Annotated in this window: 23 protein-coding genes and 1 tRNA gene; 7 read left to right on the top strand and 17 right to left on the bottom strand. The window is 70.0% G+C overall.

The genetic code is table 11. The annotated features are described in order from the left end of the window. Positions 1 to 154 precede the first annotated feature (154 nt). From LY12_RS00640 to LY12_RS00620, 5 genes are all read right to left on the bottom strand, one after another. Positions 155 to 562, bottom strand: a complete 408-nt coding sequence (locus tag LY12_RS00640; RefSeq protein WP_253852577.1) for a J domain-containing protein — start codon at positions 560 to 562, stop codon at positions 155 to 157. 87 nt (positions 563 to 649) lie between these two features. Beyond that, complete coding sequence (locus LY12_RS00635) at positions 650 to 1,081, bottom strand: Hsp20/alpha crystallin family protein (RefSeq protein ID WP_253852576.1); 432 nt, start codon at positions 1,079 to 1,081, stop codon at positions 650 to 652. Positions 1,082 to 1,561: 480 nt separating this feature from the next. Then, a complete protein-coding gene (locus tag LY12_RS00630) occupies positions 1,562 to 3,589 on the bottom strand; it encodes an NADPH-dependent 2,4-dienoyl-CoA reductase (protein ID WP_253852575.1) in 2,028 nt (675 codons plus the stop codon). A 6-nt stretch (positions 3,590 to 3,595) separates the two neighbouring features. Further along, positions 3,596 to 4,411: an SGNH/GDSL hydrolase family protein gene (locus LY12_RS00625; RefSeq protein WP_253852574.1), complete on the bottom strand. Its 816-nt coding sequence runs from the start codon at positions 4,409 to 4,411 to the stop codon at positions 3,596 to 3,598. Continuing rightward, the gene (locus LY12_RS00620) at positions 4,398 to 4,967 is read right to left on the bottom strand and encodes a PadR family transcriptional regulator (RefSeq protein ID WP_253852573.1); all 570 of its coding nucleotides are present in this window, start codon (positions 4,965 to 4,967) and stop codon (positions 4,398 to 4,400) included. Before LY12_RS00620 ends, LY12_RS00625 begins: the two co-directional genes overlap by 14 nt. A 341-nt stretch (positions 4,968 to 5,308) precedes the next feature. On the opposite strand from LY12_RS00620, the gene LY12_RS00615 reads away from it, so the two are divergent. Beyond that, the gene (locus LY12_RS00615; protein ID WP_253852572.1) at positions 5,309 to 6,031 is read left to right on the top strand and encodes a class I SAM-dependent methyltransferase; all 723 of its coding nucleotides are present in this window, start codon (positions 5,309 to 5,311) and stop codon (positions 6,029 to 6,031) included. 90 nt (positions 6,032 to 6,121) lie between these two features. Here the strand turns inward: LY12_RS00615 and LY12_RS00610 are convergent, their stop codons facing one another. Together LY12_RS00610 and LY12_RS00605 are read right to left on the bottom strand one after the other, a co-directional pair. Further along, complete coding sequence (locus LY12_RS00610) at positions 6,122 to 6,625, bottom strand: DinB family protein (protein WP_253854767.1); 504 nt, start codon at positions 6,623 to 6,625, stop codon at positions 6,122 to 6,124. A 495-nt stretch (positions 6,626 to 7,120) separates the two neighbouring features. After that, positions 7,121 to 8,014: a sigma-70 family RNA polymerase sigma factor gene (locus tag LY12_RS00605; RefSeq protein WP_253852571.1), complete on the bottom strand. Its 894-nt coding sequence runs from the start codon at positions 8,012 to 8,014 to the stop codon at positions 7,121 to 7,123. A gap of 86 nt (positions 8,015 to 8,100) precedes the next feature. Here LY12_RS00605 and LY12_RS00600 point away from each other — a divergent pair, with 86 nt between their 5' ends. From LY12_RS00600 to LY12_RS00585, 4 genes are all read left to right on the top strand, one after another. Further along, positions 8,101 to 9,540 carry an MFS transporter gene (locus LY12_RS00600; RefSeq protein ID WP_253852570.1) on the top strand — a complete coding sequence of 480 codons (1,440 nt, stop codon included), beginning with the start codon at positions 8,101 to 8,103 and terminating at the stop codon, positions 9,538 to 9,540. A gap of 2 nt (positions 9,541 to 9,542) precedes the next feature. Further along, on the top strand, positions 9,543 to 9,950 hold the full coding sequence (locus LY12_RS00595; RefSeq protein WP_253852569.1) for a VOC family protein: 408 nt from the start codon (positions 9,543 to 9,545) through the stop codon (positions 9,948 to 9,950). Positions 9,951 to 10,096: 146 nt separating this feature from the next. Continuing rightward, on the top strand, positions 10,097 to 10,558 hold the full coding sequence (locus LY12_RS00590) for a hypothetical protein (protein ID WP_253852568.1): 462 nt from the start codon (positions 10,097 to 10,099) through the stop codon (positions 10,556 to 10,558). A 142-nt stretch (positions 10,559 to 10,700) separates the two neighbouring features. Next, positions 10,701 to 11,252 (top strand): PadR family transcriptional regulator, encoded by a 552-nt coding sequence (locus LY12_RS00585; RefSeq protein WP_253852567.1) that lies wholly within the window; start codon positions 10,701 to 10,703, stop codon positions 11,250 to 11,252. A gap of 211 nt (positions 11,253 to 11,463) precedes the next feature. Here LY12_RS00585 and LY12_RS00580 read toward each other — a convergent pair whose 3' ends face one another. The 6 genes from LY12_RS00580 to LY12_RS00555 form a co-directional block, all read right to left on the bottom strand. Continuing rightward, positions 11,464 to 12,027 (bottom strand): DUF305 domain-containing protein, encoded by a 564-nt coding sequence (locus LY12_RS00580; protein ID WP_253852566.1) that lies wholly within the window; start codon positions 12,025 to 12,027, stop codon positions 11,464 to 11,466. A gap of 67 nt (positions 12,028 to 12,094) precedes the next feature. Further along, positions 12,095 to 13,498 (bottom strand): LVIVD repeat-containing protein, encoded by a 1,404-nt coding sequence (locus tag LY12_RS00575; RefSeq protein WP_253852565.1) that lies wholly within the window; start codon positions 13,496 to 13,498, stop codon positions 12,095 to 12,097. Between the two features lie 433 nt (positions 13,499 to 13,931). Continuing rightward, positions 13,932 to 14,004 (bottom strand) — tRNA-Ala (locus LY12_RS00570). A 124-nt stretch (positions 14,005 to 14,128) separates the two neighbouring features. Then, positions 14,129 to 14,932 carry an ABC transporter ATP-binding protein gene (locus LY12_RS00565; RefSeq protein ID WP_253852564.1) on the bottom strand — a complete coding sequence of 268 codons (804 nt, stop codon included), beginning with the start codon at positions 14,930 to 14,932 and terminating at the stop codon, positions 14,129 to 14,131. After that, complete coding sequence (locus LY12_RS00560) at positions 14,929 to 16,008, bottom strand: FecCD family ABC transporter permease (protein ID WP_253852563.1); 1,080 nt, start codon at positions 16,006 to 16,008, stop codon at positions 14,929 to 14,931. Before LY12_RS00560 ends, LY12_RS00565 begins: the two co-directional genes overlap by 4 nt. Continuing rightward, positions 16,005 to 17,051 carry a FecCD family ABC transporter permease gene (locus tag LY12_RS00555; protein WP_253852562.1) on the bottom strand — a complete coding sequence of 349 codons (1,047 nt, stop codon included), beginning with the start codon at positions 17,049 to 17,051 and terminating at the stop codon, positions 16,005 to 16,007. Before LY12_RS00555 ends, LY12_RS00560 begins: the two co-directional genes overlap by 4 nt. A gap of 106 nt (positions 17,052 to 17,157) precedes the next feature. Between LY12_RS00555 and LY12_RS00550 the strand changes: the two genes are divergently transcribed. Next, positions 17,158 to 18,156 carry an ABC transporter substrate-binding protein gene (locus tag LY12_RS00550; protein WP_253852561.1) on the top strand — a complete coding sequence of 333 codons (999 nt, stop codon included), beginning with the start codon at positions 17,158 to 17,160 and terminating at the stop codon, positions 18,154 to 18,156. A gap of 84 nt (positions 18,157 to 18,240) precedes the next feature. Here the strand turns inward: LY12_RS00550 and LY12_RS00545 are convergent, their stop codons facing one another. After that, positions 18,241 to 19,047, bottom strand: coding sequence for a DsbA family protein (locus LY12_RS00545; RefSeq protein WP_253852560.1), 807 nt, complete (start codon positions 19,045 to 19,047; stop codon positions 18,241 to 18,243). 74 nt (positions 19,048 to 19,121) lie between these two features. On the opposite strand from LY12_RS00545, the gene hrpB reads away from it, so the two are divergent. Beyond that, positions 19,122 to 21,596 carry an ATP-dependent helicase HrpB gene (gene hrpB / locus LY12_RS00540; RefSeq protein WP_253852559.1) on the top strand — a complete coding sequence of 825 codons (2,475 nt, stop codon included), beginning with the start codon at positions 19,122 to 19,124 and terminating at the stop codon, positions 21,594 to 21,596. A gap of 64 nt (positions 21,597 to 21,660) precedes the next feature. Here hrpB and LY12_RS00535 read toward each other — a convergent pair whose 3' ends face one another. From LY12_RS00535 to LY12_RS00525, 3 genes are all read right to left on the bottom strand, one after another. Then, a complete protein-coding gene (locus LY12_RS00535; protein ID WP_253852558.1) occupies positions 21,661 to 22,455 on the bottom strand; it encodes an ion transporter in 795 nt (264 codons plus the stop codon). A gap of 279 nt (positions 22,456 to 22,734) precedes the next feature. Then, positions 22,735 to 23,625, bottom strand: coding sequence for a nucleotidyl transferase AbiEii/AbiGii toxin family protein (locus LY12_RS00530; RefSeq protein WP_253852557.1), 891 nt, complete (start codon positions 23,623 to 23,625; stop codon positions 22,735 to 22,737). Beyond that, positions 23,622 to 24,221: a type IV toxin-antitoxin system AbiEi family antitoxin domain-containing protein gene (locus LY12_RS00525; protein WP_253852556.1), complete on the bottom strand. Its 600-nt coding sequence runs from the start codon at positions 24,219 to 24,221 to the stop codon at positions 23,622 to 23,624. Before LY12_RS00525 ends, LY12_RS00530 begins: the two co-directional genes overlap by 4 nt. Between the last annotated feature and the right edge of the window lie 224 nt (positions 24,222 to 24,445).

Genomic DNA, 24,445 nt, shown 5'->3' with positions numbered 1-24,445 from the left:
GGCGCAGCGCATTTCCGCAGGTCTAGGACGTGTCCACGAGGAATCGAGCGCATCGTCCAGCGGTCATCGGCATAGCTGCCGGCCGACCGGCAGCTATGCCGATGCCACTCGTACGCCTGGACTGGGAAGTTGCCACCCAGCGACGTCCTCACGGTCAATCCCGGTGGCGGCGGACCGGGCCCGCTCGCAGATCCGGAGCACGTGACCGCGGGCCATTGTGGACACGCACCGGCATGGGCGTTACGCCCTCGGTGTCACCGGTGGCAGGGCGGGCGCGGTCGCCCTCGCCAGGTCGGGAACGACGCGCGTCGGACGCGGCACGTCGGCGACGGGCCCGCAGCAGCTCGTAGGCCGCCACGACGGCGGCCAGCTGGTCGGCATCGCCACCCGCGGCACTCGACCTACCGGTGGCACCGTCGGCATCCGCGGTGTCGTCGGCGTCCGCGGTGTCGGGATGCAGCTGCCGGACGCGCCGCCGGTAGGCCGCGGTGATCTCACGTAGATCCGCTCCAGGCGGAATGCCCAGGAGGGCGTACGGGTCGTCGCCGCGTTCGGCAGCCATCATCCCCACCTCTTCCACGACTGCGGCCCCGCCGCGACGAACCGGCCGTCGCCGCGGGGCCGCGGCGGAGCGCCGCATCGGCTGCGCTCAGGCGTTGATCTCCTTGCGCTCCTCGCCGCCGGTGACGGCGATCTTGCGCGGCTTGGCCTGCTCGGCCACCGGGATCCGCAGCGTCAGCACCCCGGCGTCGTAGCTGGCCTGCACCTTGTCGGCGTCGAGCGTGTCCCCGAGGAACAACTGCCGCGAGAACGTCCCACGTGGACGCTCGGCGACCTGCACCTCGTCGCCGTCGCCGTAGTCCTCGCCGCGTTCGGCCTTGACGGTGAGGACGTTGCGCTCCACGTCCAGGTCGATCGAGTCGGCGGAGACACCGGGCAGGTCGAACTTCACGACATAGTCCTCGCCCGAACGGAACGCATCCATCGGCATCGCAGCCGGACGCGCCGAGGTTCCGTTCTGCCCGAAGAACTGCTGCGAGATCCGGTCCAACTCCCGGAACGGGTCGGTTCGCATCAACATGGCCACTACCTCCTTCTCCGGTCGTCACAACTCACCGTGGCCACCTCCACCGGCGGCCTCACTATTGCTATCACTGGACTCAAGAAAGTTGTTCCAAATACCCAGCGGCCGACTCCGCCTGTTCCGATGGTTCTCGGCCGCAGTGCCGCCGTCCCTTCGAAACTCACGCCGGCGGTGGAGACCGTGTGCCGCGGGACGGAATCACGGAGCGACACCCCTGCGCGACTGTCCCCACTCCGGCGCGTAACCACATCGATCCTGCGTACACAGTCGTGGTCGGTTCCGTCCGGTGTCGCCGATCCGTCGTCATCAGCATCGTGAACCACTCCGAGACCGTCTCCCGGCCGACTACGGGTCATCCACTGCTTTCACCAGAATTTATAGCCATGGCTGAAACTTCTGTCAACCAATGACAGGAGATAACCTGAGCGTGGATGATGCCATCTGCCGCCGCGAGCTCGGAGTCACGGCGCTCGGCGGTCACAGTGTTGCGGCGAGGCGGGTTCCCTGGTCGATCGCGCGTTTGGCGTCGAGTTCCGCGGCGACGTCGGCACCGCCGATCACATGTGTGCGCGTCCCGCCTGCGCGCAGCTCGTCGGCGAGGTCCCGCACCGGTTCCTGACCCGCACAGACCACGACGTTGTCGACCGAGACGACAGTGGGCCGCTCACGCTTGGGCCCGTACGAGATGTGCACGCCGGCGTCGTCGATCCGCTCGTAGTTGACACCGGTGAGCTGCTCCACGTCCTTGGCCCTGAGCGCGGCGCGGTGGACCCAGCCGGTGGTCTTGCCGAGTCCTCCTCCGATGCGGGACGTCTTGCGCTGCATGAGGACCACGTGCCGCGGGGCCGGATGCGGGGCGGGCGCAGCGAGGCCACCCCTGCCCGTCTCGGGATCGGTGACACCCCATTCGGCCCGCCACGCGTCCAGGTCAAGCGTCGGCGACCGGCCGTGTGTCAGGAACTCGCTGACGTCGACGCCGATGCCGCCCGCGCCGATCACGGCCACGCGGTCGCCGACCGGGGCGCCCCCGCGCACCAGGTCGGCGTACGACAGCACCGAAGGGTGGTCGATGCCGGGGATGTCCGGGATCCGCGGTGTCACGCCGGTGGCGACGATGACCTCGTCGAAGCCGCGGTCGCGCAACTCCGCTGCCCCGGCCTTCGTGCCGAGGTGCAGCGTGACCCCGGTGAGCTCCAGCTGTCGCCGGTAGTAACGGACGGTCTCCGAGAACTCCTCCTTGCCCGGGATGCGCCGGGCGATCGCGAACTGCCCGCCGATCTCGTCCTCGGCCTCGAACAGGTCGACCTCGTGGCCCCGGGTGGCCAGGCCGACGGCTGCGGACAGTCCGGCTGGCCCCGCGCCGACCACGGCGATCCGCTTCGTCGTCCGGCTCGGCAGCAGGCGGAGCGTGGTCTCGTTGCCCGCGCGCGGGTTCACCAGACAGGAGGCCCGCTTGAGGGAGAACGTGTGATCGAGGCACGCCTGGTTGCACCCGATGCACGTGTTGATCTCGTCGCTCCTGCCCTCCCCCGCCTTCGCGACCCACAGCGGGTCCGCCAGGAAGGGGCGCGCCATGGAGACCATGTCGGCCTCGCCGCGGGTGAGCACCTCTTCGGCCACCTGCGGCATGTTGATCCGGTTCGACGCGGCGACCGGAATCGACACGTGCTTCCGCACCCTGCCGGTGACATCGGTGAAGGCGGCGCGCGGCACGGACGTGACGATGGTGGGCACGCGCGCCTCGTGCCATCCGATGCCGGTGTTGATGATCGTGGCGCCCGCCTCCTCGACGGCCTTCGCGAGATCGACGACCTCCTGCCAGGTCTGCCCACCCTCGACGAGGTCCATCATGGACAGTCGGTACACGATCACGAAGTCGTCGCCGGCGGCCCGCCGCACCTGGCGCACGATCTCGACCGCGAACCGGCGCCGGTTCTCTGCCGATCCGCCCCAGCGGTCGCTGCGTTTGTTGGTGCGCGGGGCGAGGAACTGGTTGATGAGATAGCCCTCCGAGCCCATGATCTCGACGCCGTCGTATCCGGCTTCACGGGCCAGCGCGGCCGAGCGGGCGAACGCGGCGATCTGCGCGCGCACCCCGCGATCGGTCAGGGCGCGCGGGCGGAACGGGTTGATCGGCGCCTTCACCGCGGACGCCGAGACCGACAGCGGGTGATACGCGTAGCGCCCGGCATGCAGCAGCTGCAGCGCGATCTTGCCGCCCGCCTCGTGCACCGCGGCGGTGACGGTCCGGTGCCGCCGCGCCTCCGCCCGCGTACTCATCTTCGACGCGACCGGGTAGAGCCAGCCGGTGCGGTTCGGCGCGAACCCGCCGGTCACGATCAGCCCGACGCCACCGCGAGCACGTTCGGCGTAGAACTCGGCCAGTTCGTCGACGTGCTTGGCCCGGTCCTCGAGGCCGACGTGCATCGACCCCATGATCACCCGATTGGACAGGCTGGTGAAGCCGAGATCGAGCGGTGCGAGCAGGTTCGGGAAGGCGTTCATGCGGGATCACTTTCGGGTTCGTTGTGGACGGTCGATCGGGGCGAGTGCGGGACGTTTCGCCGTTCGGCCGTCGCCGGACGAGCGGCCCCGGATGCGCCGTAGGAGCCAGGGCCCCACGAACTCGGCCGTCCACCTGAGGTCGGCTCCGGCGCGGCGCCACCCGGCCGGTGCGGGCCGCGGCGCGAGGGGGCGGGTCCATGTGGTGTCACTGCCGGGGAGCGCGAGGGCGTGGGCGACGGCGGCGGCCAGGCGCGTGTGGCCGAGCGTGTTGAGGTGCAGGCGATCGCCGCTCCACAGCCGGGGATCGGAGGTGACGGGGTGCGCGGACAGTTCGACCACGACGGCCCCGTGTTGCCGCGCAGCCGTCCGGACGCGCTCGTTGAACTCCCGGGTGCGGGTGGTGAGCAGGCGCCCCGCGGTCATGCGCAGCCCCGGGTCGGGGTAGGTGAACGTCACGACGGTGGCGCCGGTGCCGGCGAGCGCCCCGATGACGTGCTCGACGTGACTGCCGACCGCATCGGCGTCGAACCGCGGGCGGATCAGGTCGTTGACGCCGGCCATGACGGTGGCGAGGTCGGGCGCCAGCGCCAGCGCCGGCGTCAGCTGCTCGCCGCGAATCTCGTGGGCGCGACGGCCTCGCACCGCCAGGTTGGCGTAGCGCAACTGCGACTCGGAGGCGGCGAGCCGTTCGGCGAGGCGATCGGCCCAGCCCCGGAAGCCGTGCCGGTCGTCGCCGTCATTGAGTCCCTCGGTCTGACTGTCGCCGAGTGCGACGAACCGCCGATATCCGCGGGCGGGCACGTCGCCCTCACTGCGCGACATCGGCGCCCGCCCTGGCTCGCAGCACCGAGGCGGCCTCGGTGCACCACTCGCGGTTCTCACTCTCGAACCGCCGTCCCCGCAGGCACGTCAGGTAGGGGCCGACCTGTGCGCCGCGTGCCAGGTAGTCGGCTTCGTCGAGTTCCCCCCGCATCTTGTGCATGAGCTTGTCGAAGAGTTCGACCTTCGCACCCGCGATCGTGGCGCGTTCCTCGAGCTGGGCGATCAGCTCCGCCGCGTCGACCGCATCCGCCGCCGCGACCTTGACGAGCAGGTCGTCGCGGATGAACGACGGTTTCGACGGGGCGCAGGCGAATCGCCGCAGCTCGGCCAGACCTGTGTCGGTGACCGTGAACAGCCGTTTGTTCGGCCGCGCCTCCTGGACGACCTCACGGCCCGCCACGAGTCCGTCGGCTTCCAGCTTCGTCAGCTCCGCGTATAGCTGCTGCGGCAGCGCGTGCCAGAAGTTCGCCATACCGACGTCGAACGACTTGGCCAGCTGGTATCCGCTGTGTTCGCCGTCCAGCAGTGCCGCCAGCACCGCATGCCGCAGGGCCATCGCACATCCTCCCCGGTCGGTGTCCCGCCCCGCGGCACCATAGTCAATTTTCTGACTAATCGCATCCTTGACCACAAGCCGGGTGATGTCGGCGACGCCGGCGGTTTCGCCGGTCACTGCGGTCCGCCGATGTTCGGCGTCCCGATACCCCTGGCCACACGACCCCGGAGCGACGAGCCGAGACGAAGCGCGCGCAGTGCCGGCGCGTTTATGGAAACGGTTATCATTACTATTAGTGCAGAATCGCCGCGTCACCGCCGTTGAACTGGGGTTCCGAGCATGTCTCCGCCCCGCCTCCACCACGATCCGCTGGTGGAGTCCGTCACTCCCGAAGGAGTCGCATGACCGACGAGTACTCCGAATCCGCCGAGTTCATCGACCTGCTCATCGCCCCGTTCTGGACGGCGTTGCGACCGGTCCTCACCGAGGCACTCTCGTCGCGCACCGCCACGACGGCCGTGGACCTCGGCGCGGGGAGCGGGCACGGCACGCTGCTGCTCGCCGAGACACTGCCCGGTGCCGACGTCGTCGCCGTCGAACCCTCGGCAGGGCTGCGTTCCGCATTGCTGGCACGCGTCCACGGTGACGAGCGACTGCGCCGGCGCGTCACCGTGCTACCGGCCGCGTTTCCCGACGTCGCGCTGCCGGGCCGGTTCGCGGTGCTCATCGCGATGAACGTGCTCGGTCACTTCGACGCGGCCGGACGCGACCGGCTGTGGTCGCTGCTGGCGGCCCGCCTCGACCATGACGGGGTCGCGGTCGTGAACCTCCAGCCGCCCGCCGAGCCGGTGCCGGTGCCCGAGTCCGTTGCGGCGACGGCGCAGGTCGGGCGGCTGACGTACGAGGGAAGGGCGAGGGCCGAACCCACGGGGGACGGCACGCTCACCTGGTTCATGACCTACCGCACGCTCGACGGCGACACCGCGATCGACGAACGGGCCGTCAGCTACGCGTGGCATCTCGTCGACGAAACGGGCCTCCGCACCGAGGTCGCCGCCCACGGCCTGACGCTCACACCCACGGGCGACCCGCAACTCGGGGTCTACACGATCACCCACGGCTGACCCGCCGGTTCCCGGGCGCCGGCACACACCGCCCGGGAACCGGAACCGCCGCAACGTCCGTAAGGTGACGTCAACGGTTCCCAAGGTGCTTCACGGCGTTGCACCGTCCGAAGTCGCCCTCTCGATCTGTTCGCGAAGGATGTCTCCGTGCCCGGCATGGCGCGCGAACTCTTCGATCATGGCGAGGAGCGTCCACCGCAGACTGATCGTTCCTTCGCCGGGAACTTCCCTCGTATCGTCCAGCCGGAAGCGGCCGGCGATGACGCGTGAGCGCTCACTCGCGCGCTCGAACTCGACGATCACATCGGCCAACTGTTCACCGTCCGCCACGGCGAACGTTCCCTCGTCACGGGCCGCATAACCGTCGCATTCGGACTCGACGAGACCTTCCCAGAACCGTTGGAACCAGATGCGTTCAGCCGCCGCTGCGTGTTTGATCAGTGAGATCGGTGTCGTCAGCGACGGAACGAGCCGTCGGCGCGCGTCGGCCTCCGACAGCCCGCGTGCGGTCTCGACCAGAGCTTCGCGGTTGCGGTCGAGCGTGTTCTCGATGAGTTCTCGCTCCGCACCGGCTGTCACTCGCGGGGTACGCATGGTTCGGCTCTCCGTCCTCTCTGTTGCGGTGTCTTCTCGTGTTGCGGTGTCTTCTCGTGTTGGGCGGAATCCGTGCGATGCCGCCTCGGACATCGGTGTTGGCGCAGGCCGGGAGGGCTCTCGGGTTTCAGGGGCGGCCACCGGGGGGCCGAAGAGGAACCGGAAGCGGCGGAGAGGTCCGGGACGTCGGAGCGGCCCAAATGCCGGAGAAGGCACCGGGCCGTACGGCGCACCGATCCCGGTGCAGCGACGCGTGCGGCTCCACGCGGTGCGACACGGCGATGCGGTGCAACAGGCGATCCGGTGCGCACCGGTCAGACCGGGGCACTCGAGACCGGGACACATTGCGAGCCGATCCGGGTCCGGGTCAGAGCCGGGCCGCCGTCGCCCGGCGACAAGGATACCTCGGATCGCCCGACCGTCGCTCCGAGACAGCGGCGAGGGCAGTTGCCGTAGGTGGGATGCGGGTGGTTCCGGCCGACGGTCCGGGGTGCCTCATCGGCCTGCCCGGACGAGGTGACCGGCCAGGCGTTGCACACGCTCGGAATCGCGGATGCCGTGGATCTCCACGATCCTGCCCTCGACCACCCTGAAGGCCATGATCGACACGGGGCGGCCGCGCCGGGAGGTGACGACCCCCGGCAGGCCGTTGACGAGCACCCGGTGCAGATCGGCACCCCGGGCGCGCCGCGCCTGCTTGGCCACGGTCGCCGCTCCCCGGTACACCGCGGGCTCCCTGCCGGGGCCGTAGTCGGCGCGGAACACGACGTCCGGGTCGAGAACCTCCACGAGCGCCCCGAAGTCTCCGGAGTTCGCAGCGTCGTAGAACGCGTCGACGACCTCTCGCTGCCGACCGTGGTCCGGGTCGGCGGCGGGAGGTTCCGTGCCGCGCACACGTCGGCGGGCACGGCTTGCGAGCTGCCTGGCCGCCGCGGGGGTGCGGCCGACCAGTGGAGCGATCTCGTCGAAAGGCAGGTCGAACATGTCGTGCAGGACGAAAGCCAGCCGCTCCGCGGGAGCGAGCGAATCGAGCACCACCAGCAACGCCAGGCTCACCGAGTCGGCGATCAGCGCGTGCTGCTCCGGGTCGGCGTCGTCATCGGCGGCGAAGACGACCGGGTCGGGCAGCGGTGTGCCGACGGGTGCCACGAGGTCTTCGCGCCGGCGGCGACGCGACCTCAGCACGTGGAGGCATTCGCGGCCGACCACGGTGGTGAGCCACCCGCCGAGGTTGTCGATGTCGCCGGTCTCGGCGCGGCTGAGCCGCAGCCAGGCGTCCTGGACGGCGTCCTCGGCCTCGGCCAGTGACCCGAGCATGCGGTAGGCCACCGCCCGTAACCGCGGCCGATGTTCCTCGAACCGCTCGGCGAGCCACTCGTTCCGGTCCATCTGTCACACCTTCCCTTCGCACGGGCTCATGGGGAAGAACCCGCCGAGGGGCGGAATGTGACCGCACACGGGGAAGGACGGCGATCATGGCTGTGGCCGACGAGACCGATCGCCAGGGGACACCCGCCGACGAACAGCGGAACCGGTGGTGGCTGGTGGTCGCCGCGGGCCTGGCGGTGTTCATGGCATCGGTCGACATGAGCATCGTCAACGTCGCGCTGCCGGTGATCGAACGTGACCTCGCGATTCCCACCAGTGTGACCGAGTGGGTGGTGCTCGCCTACCTGTTGCCGCTGGCCGGCTTGGCGCTGCCCAGCGGTCGCTGGCTCGACGCCGTCGGCCACCGGCCGGCACTGGTGTTCTCGCTCAGCGGTTTCGCCCTCGCCAGCGTTGCGGCCGGGCTCGCTCCCGCTCTCGGATGGCTCGTCGCCGCGCGGTTGACACAGGGCATGTTCGGGGCGCTGCTGTTCTCGTTGGTGCCCGCACTGGCTGCGACGGCCGTGCAGCCCCATGCGCGGGGCCGCGCGATGGGACTGGTCACGACGGTCGGCCCGCTCGGCCTGATCAGCGGACCGGTCATGGGCGGGCTGATCGTCGACGGTCCCGGCTGGCCCTGGATCTTCTTCGTCAACGTCCCCGTGAGCGCCGTGGTCCTCGCGGTGGGGATGCGCCTGCTGCCGCACGGCACCGCATTGCGGACGCCCGATCGGGCATGGTTCACCGAAGCGCTCCTGCTCAGCAGCGCCGTCGCCGTGGTGCTGCTCTCGCTCACCTTCACCGCCGACGACGGACCGGCCTGGCTGCTGCTCGCGGTCCTCGCAGTTCCGCTCCTCGGTGGCTGGGTGCGCCTACCCAGCGCAACGCCGGTCCGGAAACTGCTGCGCACGACCGGAGAATCGGGTGCGCACGTCGCCCTGGCCGCGACGGCGACCGCGCTCGGCGTGGTCTTCTTCGTCATGCCGTTCTTCCTGCAACGGCCCCTCGGCGAATCCGTGTCGGCGGCCGGGCTCACGATCCTGGCCTTCCCCGCGGGCATGGTCGTCATGGGCCCGGTCGGCGGGTTCCTCGCCGACCGGTTCGGATCGCGACGGATGGCCGTCCTCGGGGCCGCCCTGTTCACGGTCGGCCTCGCGCTGCTGCTGCCGATGGACGACTCGTGGCGGCTCGCGGACGTGGCGTGGCGACTGCTACTGGCCGGATGCGGCAACGGGTTGTTCAACGCACCCAACATGACCATCGCGATGACCCACGCACCGCCGTCCCTGCTCGCGACCATCGGCGCCTCGACCAGCCTCGCCCGCCAGACGGGCTTCGCGCTCGGGCCCGCATCGGCCACCGTCGCCTGGGCACTCTCCTCCTACCAGCCGGCCGGGATACGCGCGGCCATGGTGCTGGCGACCGCCCTCGGCGCCGCCTCCGTCGCCGTACTCCTGCTCACGCGGAAAGGCGGCGGCTCACCACCCGACCCGGCCGACACCGCCCCTCAAGACACGACACGTCCCGCCACGACAACCGAGGAGGAATAGCAATGTCCGAGAACCCGCACGACCTGGTCAACGTTCGCTACCTGGTCGACGACGTCGAGGAGGCCGTTGCCTTCTACACCCGCCATCTCGGTTTCACCGTCCGGAGCACGTTCCCGCCGGCGTTCGCCGACGTCACACTCGGCGGCCTGCGGCTCTTGCTCAGCGGGCCCACCAGCTCGGCGGGCCGGGCGATGCCGGACGGTGCGGTGCCTGGCCCCGGCGGATGGAACCGGATCCACCTCGTCGTCGACGACATCGCGGCCGAGGTGGACCGGCTGCGCGGCGCCGGGCTCGGCTTCCGCAACGACATCGTCACCGGACCGGGTGGGCAGCAGATCCTGCTCGAGGATCCCTCCGGCAACCTCGTCGAACTCTTCCAGCCCGCAGACCGGCCGGACGAGATCCCGTGAGGAAAGCGGAGCCGGAACCCGTCGACGCCGCGTGCATCGTCCGCGAGTCCACCGGAATGCGAGCGACGACATGACATATTGACATGTCACAGTGTTCGGTTCAGGCTGTTCTCCAGGGAGGTTGCAGCTCCCCAGGGGAGGTCACCATGTGGCACACCGTGCTCGTCCTCGTCCACGCGGCGGCTGCGGTCGCCGCACTCGGTCTCGGCATCGCCGCTCTGCGCCGCCTGTCACTGTTGCGCGCGCACACCGTGAGCATCGTGATCATGGCGGCCCTGCTCCCCGTCACGATCGCCCTCCGCTGGGCCGAGCGTGAGGCGGCGACCACCGCGATCTTCTCCGCGCTCGCCGCACTCGGCGTCGCCATGATCGTCCGCGCTGTGCTGGCCGAGCGTTCCGCGCGACTGGGCCGCCGCAGGGCCGTGTTGTCCCACGTCGGTTTCAACCTGGTCGCGTTGGTCACCGGTTTCCTGATCGTGCCGGTGATGCGTTCCGGGCTCGGGACACTCGGCATCACAGCCACCGCGATCCTGGTGCCGGTCGCCGGCAGCCTCACGTTGCACCTGCTCCGGCGCCGGATCCCGGCCGACCCTGCGCCCGTGGACTGAGCGCGTGTTCACCGGGCATTTCGGCGCCGCGTTCGCCGCGAGAGCGGCCCGGGCGGCAGCGCGCGTCGCTCGCGTGCCACGTTCCCACTCTGCTGGCTCCGGCATGCCACGATGATCACGGTTCGCAGGCGAGGGAGTGGACGTGACAGTCAGCGCGACGGCGGGGGCCCTGCTCGGCCTCCTCTCGGAGAAACCGATGACGGGCTGGGAACTCGTCGAGGAGGCGCGGAGTCGGGTCGGCAATTTCTGGACGATCCAGCACAGCCAGGCCTACCGGGAACTCGCGGCGCTGGAACGTGACGGGCTCTCCGCGTCGACGAAGGAGGACGTACGGGGACGGCGGCGCTACCGCATCACCGATGCGGGGCGGGACGCCTATCTGGAATGGGTAGCGAGCACTCCCAAGGACGAGAACGTGCGGCTGCCGTTCCTGTTGACGGTGGCTTTCGCGGCGGACATCCCACCGGCCCGATTCGCCGAGCTGATCGACGACCAGCGCCGCCGGCACACCGAGCGACTCGAACAGTACGTACGCCGCCGCGACGAGCTCGCCGACGACGACTCGCCGCACGGTGGCGGACGGCGCGCCACCCTCGAACTCGGCATCGGCTACGAACGCGCCACCCTCGCCTGGCTCGACGAGCTCCCCGCCCACCTGGGCATCGACCTTTCCGGCTCGCCGCACGAGAGCTGACGCCGCGGCGGACCGGTCGTCAGCGACTTTCTCGCCCGGCGCACGAGCCCAGGACCCGAGCCCGGCCGCGTTGGTCCACTGTGGATCCAATTGCCAGGCACGCTCAATGGCGGGCCGTTCAGCCCTCTCGGCCGAAACCGCCGCGCGCCGTCGGGCCCGCTCACGCGGGCGCCCGGGCCGCCGATGACGACCCGGGCGCGACGCGCTCACCTCACGAGGACTCGCGCATATCGCGCATGATCGCGAGCTGAGCCTTCTGCGTGGACATCATGTCCTGGGACATCTGGTTCAACTCCTGGTCACTGCCGCCCAGGATCACGTCCCGCAACATCTCGACCGCACCCTCGTGGTGCGGAGTCATCAGGTCCAGGAACATGCGGTCGAACTCGGCCCCGGACAGCGTCGCCAGCCGCTCCATCTCGTCCCGGGTGGCCATACCCATCCGCTCGACCATGTCGGGATCGTCGAGCACGTCCTGGTAGGCAGTCTCCGCATCGGTGACCGGCAGGTCGTTGCGACCCTGCCAGCCCTGCATCATCCGGATCTCCAGGCCTTGCTCGATGCGTATGCGGTCGGCCAGCGCGGTGAGCTCGGCGTCCGCGGCGCGGTCCGGAGCCAGTTCGGACATGACGATCGCCTGGTGGTGGTGCGGGATCATCATGCGGGTGAACTCGGCGTCGGTGTCGTTGTACGCCGAGGTGGCCGCACTCGCGGTTCCCGCCCCGAGCAGACCCGCCAGCAGCACCATCAGCAGGGAGAGTTTCCGCAGGGACATCGCCTGCTCCTTCCGAACGGCCTGCCGCTGGGCCGGGTTGCAGGGCGGGCCCAGCGGCAGGACGCGATCACTCGGGGTACGAGTACTGGGTCTGCGGGTTGAGGACGTCCAGGTGGACCTGGCCGGCGTGGCCCATGCCGGGGCCGGTCACCTTCATGACGTCCAGACCGCGCGTCATGTCGCTGGAGTAGACATAACCGTTGTAGTAGTACGCCGACCAGGAACCGGCGACGGTCAGCTGATCCTCGTCGACCGGACCGCGGTCGAAGTAGCCGATCTCCTTCGGCGCGGTGGTGTCGGTGAAGTCGAAGACCGACACACCGCCCTGGTACCAGGACTGGACGTAGACGTTGCGGCCCGGAACGGGGATCAGGTTCCCGTTGTGTGCCACGCAGTTCTCGGTGTCGGTCTGGTTGCGCGGAATCTTGTAGTAGCTGCGGAAGTCGAGTTGTCGGTCGTCCCCGCTGCCGGTGATGTTGTAGATCGCGTTCGCGCCGTGCTTGGGACCGACCTCGTCGTTGCACGTCGGCGCACCGCCGCCGCCGAGCTCATCGGTGAACAGGACGTTCTCGCCGTCGTTGGTGAACGTCGCCGAGTGGTAGAAGGCGAAGTTCGGGTCCTCCACCGTGGTGATCACGCGCGGCTCCGCGCGGTCGGAGATGTCCATCAGCGCACCATCGCCCATGCAGGCACCGCCGGCGAGGTCGCGTTCGGGAAAGACCGTGATGTCGTGACAGCCCGCGGTTCCTGCCGCACCACCGTCGGGGAACAGCACCGGCTCGGCGACGACCTTCGCGTCGGCCGGACTGTCGGCCGGGACGTTGATGATCGAGATGGAGTCGTGCGGCGGCTGGCAGTTCGGGAACGCCGGGTCCGGGTTGTACGACGAGACGTAGAGGAACACGTCCTCGGTGTTGTCGTCCGGCACCATGGTGTGGGTGTGCGAACCACAGCTGGTCTTGATGCCCTTGAGGTAGCGCGGGTTCGCCTTGTCGCTGATGTCGAACACCCGCATTCCTTCCCAGGAATCCGGATCGTCGTAGGAACCCTGCTCGCTCTGGCAGGTGTCGTCGGTACGCGCGTAGTCCACCGACATGAACAGCAGGCTGCCGTCCGGGCTCACCGACACGTCCCCCTGCCCGCCCGGGCAGTGCACCTGGGTGACCGTCCTCGGCTTGTGCGGCTTGGAGATGTCGTAAATGGTGAAACCGTCGTAGGCGCCCTGGATGGCGTAGTTCTGATAGAAGGCCAGGTCGCTGTGCGTGGATTCCTCCAGCGGCCCCTGCCGCGGCACGTTGGCCACCGGGTGGACGTTGTTGCTGTGCTGCACGTCGTCACCGGGTGGTGCTGCGGCACCATCCGTTGGTTCTGCGTTGGCGGACGGCCCGATCAGGGCCAGTCCGGCGACGGCAGCGACCAAGCCGAGTGCGAGCGGCCCGCGGGATCGCCGTCGGCCACGAAACTTCAGCATTCGGTCAACCTCCCTGAAATCCCTGACTCAGGACCAGCCGGTCGAGTTGGAAGATCCCGAGATTTCCGGCGAGATCGTTACACGTCGGCATGAATTTCGGACAGTGCGTGATCGGCTAAATACGCAATGCGCAGGAGGCGCCGCGACCGGGCACCGCAATGCACGCTACGCCGGGTGGAGCACCGGTTCCGGCAACAACGGCGTACGTGGACTCCGACGTAGTGCACAGCGGGAGCAGGCGTCGGCGGACGACGCTCGTAACCAGGGCGAGGAAGCTGCGACGGCGGATCGACCCCGACGCTGGTCCCCACCCAACGCACCTACCCCCGGTCGGCAGGAGCACGCACCGTGGGGGGCCTGGGGGCTCGGCCCCCAGATTCAATCGGCGAAACGCAAAAGGTCCGCGCCTATGCGGACGCGGACCTCGCATGCGTGGAGCTAAGGGGATTCGAACCCCTGACCTTCTCACTGCCAGTGAGACGCGCTACCAACTGCGCCATAGCCCCGTGCTTATTCAGTTCGATGTGGTCGCGGTTCTCACCGCTGCCTGTGCGAAATAATGTACCCCATCGCCCGAAGGGCTCCACACAGGGGGTCCCCACGGTGGAGACGGCGAGCCTCGGACGCCCGTCATGCCTCGTCGCGCAGGTGGGCGCTGATCGGGAGCACGAGTGGGGTGCCGGCGACGGGGTCCGCCACCACCTTCGCGTCGAGGCCGAAGACGTCGGACAGCAGCTCCTCGGTGAGCACCTCGTCCGGTTTTCCCTGCGACACGATCCGGCCGTCGTGCATGGCGACGAGCGTGTCTGCGTAGCGGGCCGCGAGGTTGAGGTCGTGGAGCACCATGACGACGGTCGTGCCGCGTTCGGTGTGCAGGCGATACACCAGGTCGAGCACGTCCACCTGGTGCGCCAGGTCGAGGTAGGTGATGGGCTCGTCGAGCAGCAGCAGCGACGTCTGCTGCGCGAGCGTCATGGAGATCCACGCGCGTTGCCGCTGACCGCCGGAGAGTTCGTCGACGGCTCGGTCGGCCAGCGAGCTCATCCCGGTGACCGACAGTGCGTACGCGACGGCGTCCTCGTCGCCTGCCGACCACTGCCGGTACCAGTGCTGATGCGGTTGCCTGCCCCTGGCCACGAGATCACCCACTGTGAGCCCCGCCGGTGCGCTCGGGGTCTGCGGCAGCACCCCGACGGTCCTGGCCACGTCCTTGGTCGGCAGCTTGTCGATGCGTTTTCCGTCGAGCAGGACCGATCCGCCTCGCGGGCGCAGCAGCCGCCCCATGCCGCGCAGCAGCGTCGACTTGCCGCAGCCGTTGGGGCCGATGATCACGGTGACGGACTGGTCGGCGACGTCGAAGTCCAGGCCGTCGACGACGATCCGCTCGTCGTAGCCGAGCCGGACGTGTTCGGCCTGCAGTCGGGGTCGGGTCACGCCCGGGCCTCCTTGCGGGTTCGCAGGAACAGGAAGATCAGATACGGCGCGCCGAGGATCGCGGTGAGCACGCCGACCGGCAGGCCGGGTGCGACGGTCCGCACCGCGAGGTCGGCGCCGACGGTCAGCAACGCCCCCAGGATCATCGAGCCGACGATCGGCGGCTGCGGGCTACGGACCAGCCGCAGCGCGATCTGCGGTGTGGCGAGTGCGACGAACGTGATCGGCCCCGCCACGGCCGTCGCCACGGCGGCCAGCGCCGCGGCCAGCAGCAGCACCACCGCGCGCGCCCGGTCCACCCGGATGCCGAGGCCACGGGCCGTGTCGTCGCCGAACTGCAGTCCGCCGAGGGTGTGGACACTCGCGGCCGTCACCGGCACCAGCAGTGCCAACGCCAGCGCCAGCGGCCCGATCGCCTCCCAGCCGACACCCGCCAGGTTGCCGACGATCCACGTCGTCGCGCGCGTGGCGTCGTCGACGTCACCCACGGTGAGCAGCCAGTAGACGACGTTGTGGCCGATCGCGGCGAGCCCGATCCCCACCAGCACCATCCGGTAACTGTCCAGGCCGCGCCGCCACGCGAGCACGTACAGCAGCAACCCCGCGACCAGGCCACCGGCCAGCCCGGCCAGCGGCACGCCGAGTTCCGCGACGGCGCCGCTCACCTGGCCCGCCGAACCACCGAGCACGATCACCGACACCGCGCCGACACCGGCGCCCCACGTGATGCCGAGAATGTCCGGACTGGCCAGCGGGTTCCGCGCCACCGTCTGGAACAGTGCGCCCGCCAGGCCGAACGCCGCACCGACGAGGACGCCCGCCAGGGTGCGGGGCAGGCGGAGGTCGAAGATGATGCCCGTCTCGGCGTGATCGCCGCCACCTGCGAGGGTCCGCAGCACGTCGAGCACCGCGATGTCCGAACTGCCACGGCCGATGTTCAGCGCGGCCACGAGCACGAGCAGCACCAGGCACACCGCGGGCACGAGTGCCGACCGCGGCCGTAGCGACCACGCCAGCCGGCCGAGGCGCACCTGCTTGCGCCCGGGGACGGCCTCGATGTTCCGAACCGCACTCATATCCTGCTCAGCCCCCGCCGCCGGACCAGATAGATGAAACCGGGTGCACCCACGGCCGCCAGCAGAATGCCGACCTCCAGCGTGTCACCGGCAACGACCCGCCCGAGCACGTCCGCGAGGAGCACCAGCACCGCGCCGAGCAGCGCCGCACAGGGTACGAGCCACCGGTAGTCGGGACCGGTGAGCACCCGCGCGATGTGCGGAACGAGCAGCCCGACGAACGCGATCGGCCCGCACGCCGACACCGCGGCGCCGACGAGCAGTGTGATCGCGACGACGCCGAGCAGCCGGGTGCGGCCCACGTGTCGGCCGAGCGCGGTCGAGACGTCCTCGCCCAGGGCGAGACTGTTCAAGCCGGGCGTGTTCGCCAGCGCCAGCACGAAACCCACGACGAGGAACGGCGCCAACTGCCCCGCCACAGCCAGTTCCCGGCCCGCGATCGACCCCACGTGCCAGAACCGGTAGGTGTCCATGCCCTGGCGGCTGCCGAGCACGATGGCCGAGATCAGCCCGTACAGCAGCGCGCTGACGGCGGCGCCTGCCAGCGCGAGCGTGACCGGGGTCGCACCGCCGCGGACCGTGCCGAGCACGAACACCAGCACCGCCGCGATCAGCGCACCGGCGAACCCGAACCAGATGTACGAGCCGAGCGTCGTGACTCCGAACACGACCACGGCGGTGACCACGCCGAGTGCCGCGCCCTGGTTGACACCGAGCAGTCCGGGGTCGGCGAGCGGATTGCGGGTGTGGCCCTGCATCAGCGCACCACCGGCACCGAGCGCGAGTCCGGCGAGGACGCCGAGGACCGTGCGGGGGATGCGCAGCGACCGCACGATGATGTCGTCCTCACCACCGGTGGGGGCGACCAGCGCCTGCCATACCGCGTCGAGCGGCACCGGGTGCGCACCGTAGGCCAGGCTCGCCGCCACGGCGACGATCAGCGCCCCGACCAGCGCGGCCAGGCTCAGCAATCGCCGGCTGCGCCGCCGATGCAGCGCAGACCGGCCTGCCGGGGCAGGGTCCGCCGCGAGCGTGGCGTTCATCTCGTCCGCTCCTGAAATCGTCGCGCTGCCCCTTCCGCACGAAGCAGCGCTCGTTTATGGTCTCGAAGCCCGTTAGGGAAGCCTAACCGAAACAGAAAGGTGGGCAATGATGCTCTTGTCTCATCGGCGGCGCACGGCCGTCACGGCCGCGGCCCTCGGACTCGCGGCATGCCTGGGACTGACCGCCTGCGCGTCGGAGGAAAGCACACCGTCGAACGGTCAGGGGCAGTCAGGGTTCCCCCGCACCGTGTCCGACGCCATGGGCGAAGCCACCATCGAGAGCAAGCCGCAGAACGTCGCGGCGCTGGACTCGAGCTTCGCCGACGCCGCAGCCGCACTCGAAACCGAGGTCGTGGCGTACACGAAGTACCCGTCGTCGGACGGCATACCCGACTACCTCGGCGACGACCGCCGCTACCTGGAAGGCGGCAAGCAGGTCGGCGAACTGTCCTCGCCGAACGTCGAGGCGCTGTACGACATCGCACCGGACCTGATCGTGTCGGCGAAGATCCGCCACGAACAGATCCACTCCAAGCTGTCCAATGTGGCCCCGACCGTGTTCAGCGAGTCGACCGGCGCCACGTGGAAGGAGAACATCCGGCTGCTGGCCGAGGCGCTCGGTAAGGAAGACCTGGCCGAGCAGAAGATCACCGCCTACGAGAAGCGTGCGAAGGCGATCGGCGAGGCGATCAAGAAGAAGGAGGGCAAGACGCCCACCTACTCGCTCGTGCGATTCATCGAGGGCGAGCAGACCGTCCGGCTGTACGCGAGCGACTCCTTCCCCGCGATCGTCATGCGTGACGTCGGCCTCGAACGGCCGAAGGGGCAGCCGGACACCAAGGACGAGATCATGGTCGACATCAGCCAGGAGGACATCAGCAAGCTCGACGCCGACCGCGTGTTCGTCTCGTCCTACTCCGACCCCACGCAGCAGGCCGCGGATCCGCGCGAGAAGTTCGAGTCGAACCCGTTGTGGAACCGGCTGTCCGGCGAGATCACCGACGTCGACGACGAGACCTGGTACGTCTCGGTGAGCCTGCAGGGCGCGCACGCCATGCTCGACGACATCGCCGAGCAGTACGGCGTCGACCCGGCCCGCGAGTGACGCACGGAGCCGGGGCGGGCAGCGCGTTCCCGCCCCGGCTCTCGCCGTGCCGCCACCGCTCCGGCCGTCAACGGCCGTCGCGGGTCAGCTGTTCCCGGAGGTGAGCTGGTCGAGCCAGTTGTCGGTCAGCTGCACGATCTCGCCCTGGTGCGTGACCGTCGGCGTGCTGAAGCCCTTGCCGCGCGGCCCTTCCTGCATGAGGTCAGGGTTGCTGGCGGTCTTGTTGAACTCCGACTTCAGCTCGTCCTCGTACTTGCCGTTCCGGATGCCCTCGATGAAGGCCTGGGTGTCGATGTCGAGGTCACTGCCCAGCCGGATGAGCTGGTCGTCGCTGTAGCCGCGGCCGCCCTCGGCGGGCTGGTTCTGGAACAGGCTGTCGTGGAACTCGGTGAACTTGCCCTCGTCCGCCGCCAGCAACGAGGCGTTCGCCGCGTCGAGCGAGTACCCGGGTGGGTCCGACGCCTCGACCAGCATCGGCACCGGGTGTGTCCGCACCAGCAGCGACCCGTCGTTGACCTTCTTCTGGATCTGCTCGCCGAACCGCTCGTAGAACGACCCGCAGGCAGGACAGAGGAAGTCGGCGTAGACGTCGATCGTCACGGGAGCATCCGGGTCGCCGGTCTCGACGACGACACCCTCCCGCTTCTCCGGGTACTTCGACTCGGCGGGCTGTGCCACCGGAATCGTCTCGCCGACGGTCTCGTTCTTCGACGCATTGGTCCACAGCACACCGCCGACGACCACGGCGATGACCACCACGACCACACCGACGATCAGGCCGACACGCTTGCCGCTCATCCCCGCCGTCCCCCGCGCCTGGGCCACGACGTTCTTGCCCTGCTGCTGTTGCTGCTGCCGCCGCTTGCGCGCGCTGCGTTCCGCTCCGCCCACTGGGGTCCTTCCTCGCGTTTCGTCCCCTTCTAGGCTACGTAAACCGGGTAAAACCCCTGTCCAGGGAGGCGTGCATGCAGGTGCCGGAGCTGCCGGAACTGCCCGCCGGGGCGGTCGCGGACGACGTCTGCACCGCGCTGGCGGCCGACGGCGCGGCGGTGCTCGTCGCACCACCCGGCACGGGCAAGACGACACTGATACCGCTCGCCCTGGCCCGAGCGCTCGACCGGCAGAGAACGGCGGGCCGGATCGTCGTCGCCGAGCCGCGCAGGCTGGCCGCCCGCGCCGCGGCGAACCGGATGGCGGACCTGCTGGGCGAGCCGGTCGGCGAGACCGTCGGGTACGCGGTCCGCGGTGACCGCAGAACGTCCGCGCGCACCCGCATCGAGGTCGTCACGACGGGGCTGCTGGTGCGGCGCGTGCAACGGGATCCGGAACTGCCGGGCGTCGCCGCGGTGATGCTCGACGAGTGTCACGAACGCCACCTCGACGCCGACCTGCTGCTCGCGCTGCTGCTCGACGTGCGCGCGGGCCTGCGCGACGACCTGCGGCTGCTGGCGACGTCGGCGACCGTCGCCTCCGACCGGCTCGCCGCGTTGCTCGGCGACTGCCCCGTGATCACCGCCGACGCGCGGACCCACCCGGTGGAGGTGCGGCACTCCCCGCCCGTGCGCGGCGAACGCGCCGACGCCTGCGTCGCACGGACGATCACCACGGCGCTGGCCGAGACCGAAGGGGACGTGCTGGCGTTCCTGCCGGGCGCGGCGGAGATCGGCCGGGTCACGCGCGCGCTCGACCTGCCCGGCGTCGACGTCCTCCCGCTGCACGGCAGGCTCTCGGCATCCCGCCAGGACGCCGCGCTGACCGAGGGGCCGCGGCGGCGCGTCGTGCTGGCCACCGCGGTCGCCGAGTCGAGCCTCACCGTGCCCGGGGTGCGCGCCGTCGTCGACTCCGGGTTGTCGCGGGTGCCGCGGGTCGACCACCGCCGCGGGCTGTCCGGGCTCGTCACCGTGCGCTCCCCCAGGGCGATCGCGCAGCAGCGGGCGGGCCGCGCCGGCAGGCAGGCGCCGGGCGTGGCGTACCGGTGCTGGCCCGAGTACGAGACGTCGAGTCTGCCCACCTACCCCGAACCCGAGATCCGCACCGCCGAGCTGTCACGGCTCGCGTTGGAGCTGGCGTGCTGGTCGACGCCGGACGGCCGCGGCCTGTCATGGTGGGATCCGCCGCCGGAGGGTGTGCTGGCCGCGGGCGCCGAACTGCTGCGCACCCTCGGGGCGATCACCGGTGACGGCACCGTGACGGCGCGTGGTGCCCGGCTCGCGGACGTCGGCCTGCATCCGCGGCTCGCGCGGGCGTTGCTGGACGGTGCCGACGAGACGGGCTCCGACGTGGCCGCCGAGGTCGTGGCCCTGCTCGACGCCGGAGCCGCGGGTGCCGTCGACGTCGAGGAGGCACTCCGGGACCTACGCCGTTCCCGCTCGGCCGAAGCCTCCCGGGTGCGCCGCGAAGCACGCCGGCTGGCCGCGCTGACCGGGCACGAGCGGGGCGGCTCGGGGCGGGGCGGCTCGGGGCGGGACGCGCCGGAGGATGTCGCCGCGGTCGTGGCACTCGCCTACCCGGAGCGGCTCGCCCGCAGGCGGGACGGGTCGTCGCAGGTGTACCTCATGGCGAGCGGCACCGCGGTGGAACTGCCCTCCGGGAGCGGCATGGCTGAAGCGGAATGGCTGGCCGTCGCCGACGCCACCCGGGAGCCGGGCCGTGCCCACGGGATCGTGCGGTTGGCGGCACGTGCCGACGAGGAACTGGCCACCCGCATCGCGGCCAACCTGTTGACCGAATCCGACGAGGTCTCCTGGACCGACGGGGACGTGGCCGCGCGTTCGGTGCGGGCACTCGGTGCGATCACCCTCGCCGAACGCCGGTTGCCGGACCCCGACCCGCGGCGCATCCGGAAGGCCCTGCTCGACGGGTTGCGCGACGAGAAGCTCGGCGTACTGACGTGGTCCGACAGTGCCGTGCGTCTGCGACAGCGGCTGACCTTCCTGCACGCGCGACTGGGCCAACCGTGGCCGGACGTCGGCGACGACGCTCTGCTCGACCGCGCCGACGAATGGCTCGAACCGGAACTGTCCGCCGCACGCGGCAGGGCCGACCTGGCCCGCATCGACACGACGTCGGCGCTGCGCAGGCTGGTGCCGTGGCAGGAGGCGCGCAGACTCGACGAGCTCGCCCCCGAACGCATCGACGTGCCGTCCGGCTCCAGCGTCCGGGTGGACTACTCCGGTGACGACCCCGTGCTCGCGGTGAAACTGCAGGAAACGTTCGGCTGGCGCGCCACCCCGCGGATCGCGGGCGGCGCGGTGCCCGTCGTGCTGCACCTGCTCTCGCCCGCGGGCAGACCGGCCGCGGTGACGTCCGATGTGGACTCGTTCTGGGACTCCGGCTACGCGTCGGTGCGGGCCGAACTGCGCGGGCGGTACCCGAAACACCCGTGGCCGGACGATCCCCGCACGGCCACGCCGACCCGCGGGACGAAACGCAGCACGTGACCGCGCCGGCCCGGGCGGCAGTGGGACCGGCCGCCGCGGAGTGAGCGCTCCGGCCGAATCGCCGTCAGTCGTACAGCGACCGCTCCGGCCGGGCCGGCAACTGCGCCGCGAGCTCCGGGTCGTCCTTGTAGTGCAGCCCGAGGGTGACGGCTTCGCGGATCTGCTGCCGGTTCTCCCGCACGACCTCGGCGAAGAAGTGGTCGATGCGCTCGTCGGCGAGCACCTCCAGCACGATGCGGATCACCGTGTCGGTCACCGAGTGGACGATCTCGTCGTGGAACGGCAGTCGCGAGAACCGGCCTGCCTGCGGGTCGTTCCTGAGCTTCTCGGTGACGATCTCCCGCAGCATGTCCTGGTTCTGCGACAGCGACCGCGCGAGATTCTCCGGATAGTTTCCGGTCTCGAGGACCTTCACGACCTCGTCGAGCACGACGACGGTGATGGGTTTCTTGATGGCCTGCACGATCGTCGTCGAATACCGCTCGACGAGCTTCTGCGTGAACCGTTCCCCGAAGGCTCGGTCGGCGGTGCGCGCCAGCCGGACGACCACCACCACGATGCGCAGCAGCCGGAAACCTCGCAGCGCCGGGTGGGCGATCGGGATCATGCCGAGGATCTCGTACCACCCGCGGACCGGGAACATCTTCTCCCAGCCGGCCTTGTGCCAGCGCCACAGGAACTCGACCAGGAACACGCCGCAGATGGCGGTGTCGATGATGAAGATCGTGTGGGCCGTCTCCGCGGAGACGTCGACGAACAGCAGGTAGCACAGCAGCGCCACCGAGCCGACGGCGAGGACGAGCATCGCCAGGTCGACGAGGCTCGGCCGGCGCCCGGCCTGCGGCGTTCCGGTGGTCATGGCCGCACATTGTGCCACCCGTGATCACTCACAGGCGTGCACCGCAGCTGTCACTCTCCGCAGCCGACCCGTGCCCCCAGGGGCACTTTGGTGGCGTTGAGCGCCACCAAAGTGCCCTTGGGGGCGCGCCCGGGTCTCAGGTCGTTGTGGCCTGGATGAACGACAGCACCTGGGGTTGTGACACGGCGTAGGCGGCGACGCGTGGCCGGCTTCGCTCGCGCTGATCGCGCTCGCACCCGGGTCGACGCCGCTCGAGATCCGTCCGTGGCCCACGTCCCGTTACTGCACATCCCACTGTTGCGTGCCGGGGCTCCACGTTCCGGTCGAGATGTCGCGATTGAGGATCGGATCGAGCATGGCGGTCACGGTGCGGTGACCCGCATCGAGATCGTCGTCGAGTCCGACGGTCTGTGCCAGCTGGCGATACGGCGCGCGCCATTGTTCCGGAGGTGGCGACAGCGCACGCGGGGGTTCGTGTGTACCGCGCGCCGAGAAGATCGTCTCCATGGCTCGCAGCAGCTCCTGGGCATCGAGGGTGAACGTCTGCGCGATGAGGGCGAGATCGACGACGTCTTTGGCGCGACTGCTGCCCCGGCCGCCCTCGTATACCCGGGTGTAGGCGTGCAGCTTCTCCACAACCTGGACGACGATCGGGATCACCGGCACTGCGACTGGTGCGACATCGGCGAATCCCAGCACATGAGAGGTTGCCCGGATCTCGGTTTCAAGGTGCCGGACATCGTCGGGCCGCCCGACATCGACGACGAACCTCTCGAACAGACGGCCGGCCAGGCTTGCCGTGACCCGGAACCGGTGAGCACCGCCGAATCTGTCGGGTGGGTCGCCTGCTCGCTCGACGGCGAAGGTGAAGAAGTCACCTCGGTCCTCACCGGCCGCATCGATGAGGACATCGAGCAAGGCTTCGCCGTCGAGCCAGCAGCCCAGGTCGATGTCTTTGGTGGACCGTGCCTGGTCCTCCAGTCGCAGATCGAGCGCAAACCCTCCCTTGAGCACCCATTCCCCGGCCGCGACCTCGACGAGGCGAGCCAGAAAACGATCGAACACCACGCGCTTGCGATCTCGCGCGATACGCGCGCCGTCACCGTCGGCGCGCGCTTTCAGACGATCCTCCAGGGCGCGGCGGAATGCTGGGCCGGTCGGGTACCTCAAGCGTCCACCTGCTTCGTCGCAGCATCCAGGAGTTCACGCACACGCTTCGATCGGCCGGCGGACTGGTGCAGCCTCCTCCGCGTGGTGAGCCCACGAGCCAGGGCTTGCCGGATGGCCAGTTCGACCTGCTCGGGCTGCTCACCGTCGTGCAAACTGTCGATGATCGCGCGTTCCGGGCTGGTCACTGCCACTCCCGCAACAGTGCGAACGTCCCGGAGCGCAAGCGGTTCGCCCTGTGTGTGAATCCGTACTCCCGCACGTGATCGCTGCCCGCGTTTGGCGCGCGGCACCGACACATGCACCACATCCGGAATCACATCGGACAGCTCGTACAGTTCCAGCGCGCTGGCGTGCGACACCACTGCCTCCGCAGACCTCAGCGGCAGCCACGCTGCGACAACGTGCTCGACCGGACTCGACGGGAAGCGCCGAAGCCGGTACAGGCCCCGTCGCACGCGTTCGTACTGGCCGCCGGGCCGCGCGTGATGGCTCAGCGTGCTCAGGTCCATCCCGGCGTCCCTTGCCTGACTGGACGTGAAGTAGCCGGCCTGCGATTCCGCTATCCGATACAGCTGATCGTGATCCACGTCCGACATAACTAGGATTCTATCCCATTAATGTCGGACACCTCTTGTGGTCGGGGAGCTCGCGCTCGACCGAAGGCGCATCATGCCCTTGGACTCCCGCCCGCCGGTCCGGCCATCACTCTCCGCAGCCGACCCGTGCCCCCCCCCCCCCCCCCCCCCCCCCCCCCCCCCCCCCCCCCCCCCCCCCCCCCCCCCCCCCCCCCCCCCCCCCCCCCCCCCCCCCCCCCCCCCCC

The organism is Prauserella alba (genome assembly GCF_024171735.1).
Taxonomy (GTDB): domain Bacteria; phylum Actinomycetota; class Actinomycetes; order Mycobacteriales; family Pseudonocardiaceae; genus Prauserella; species Prauserella alba.
The sequence above is the reverse complement of the archived record's forward strand: the minus strand, read 5'-3'. Positions and strand labels throughout refer to the sequence as shown.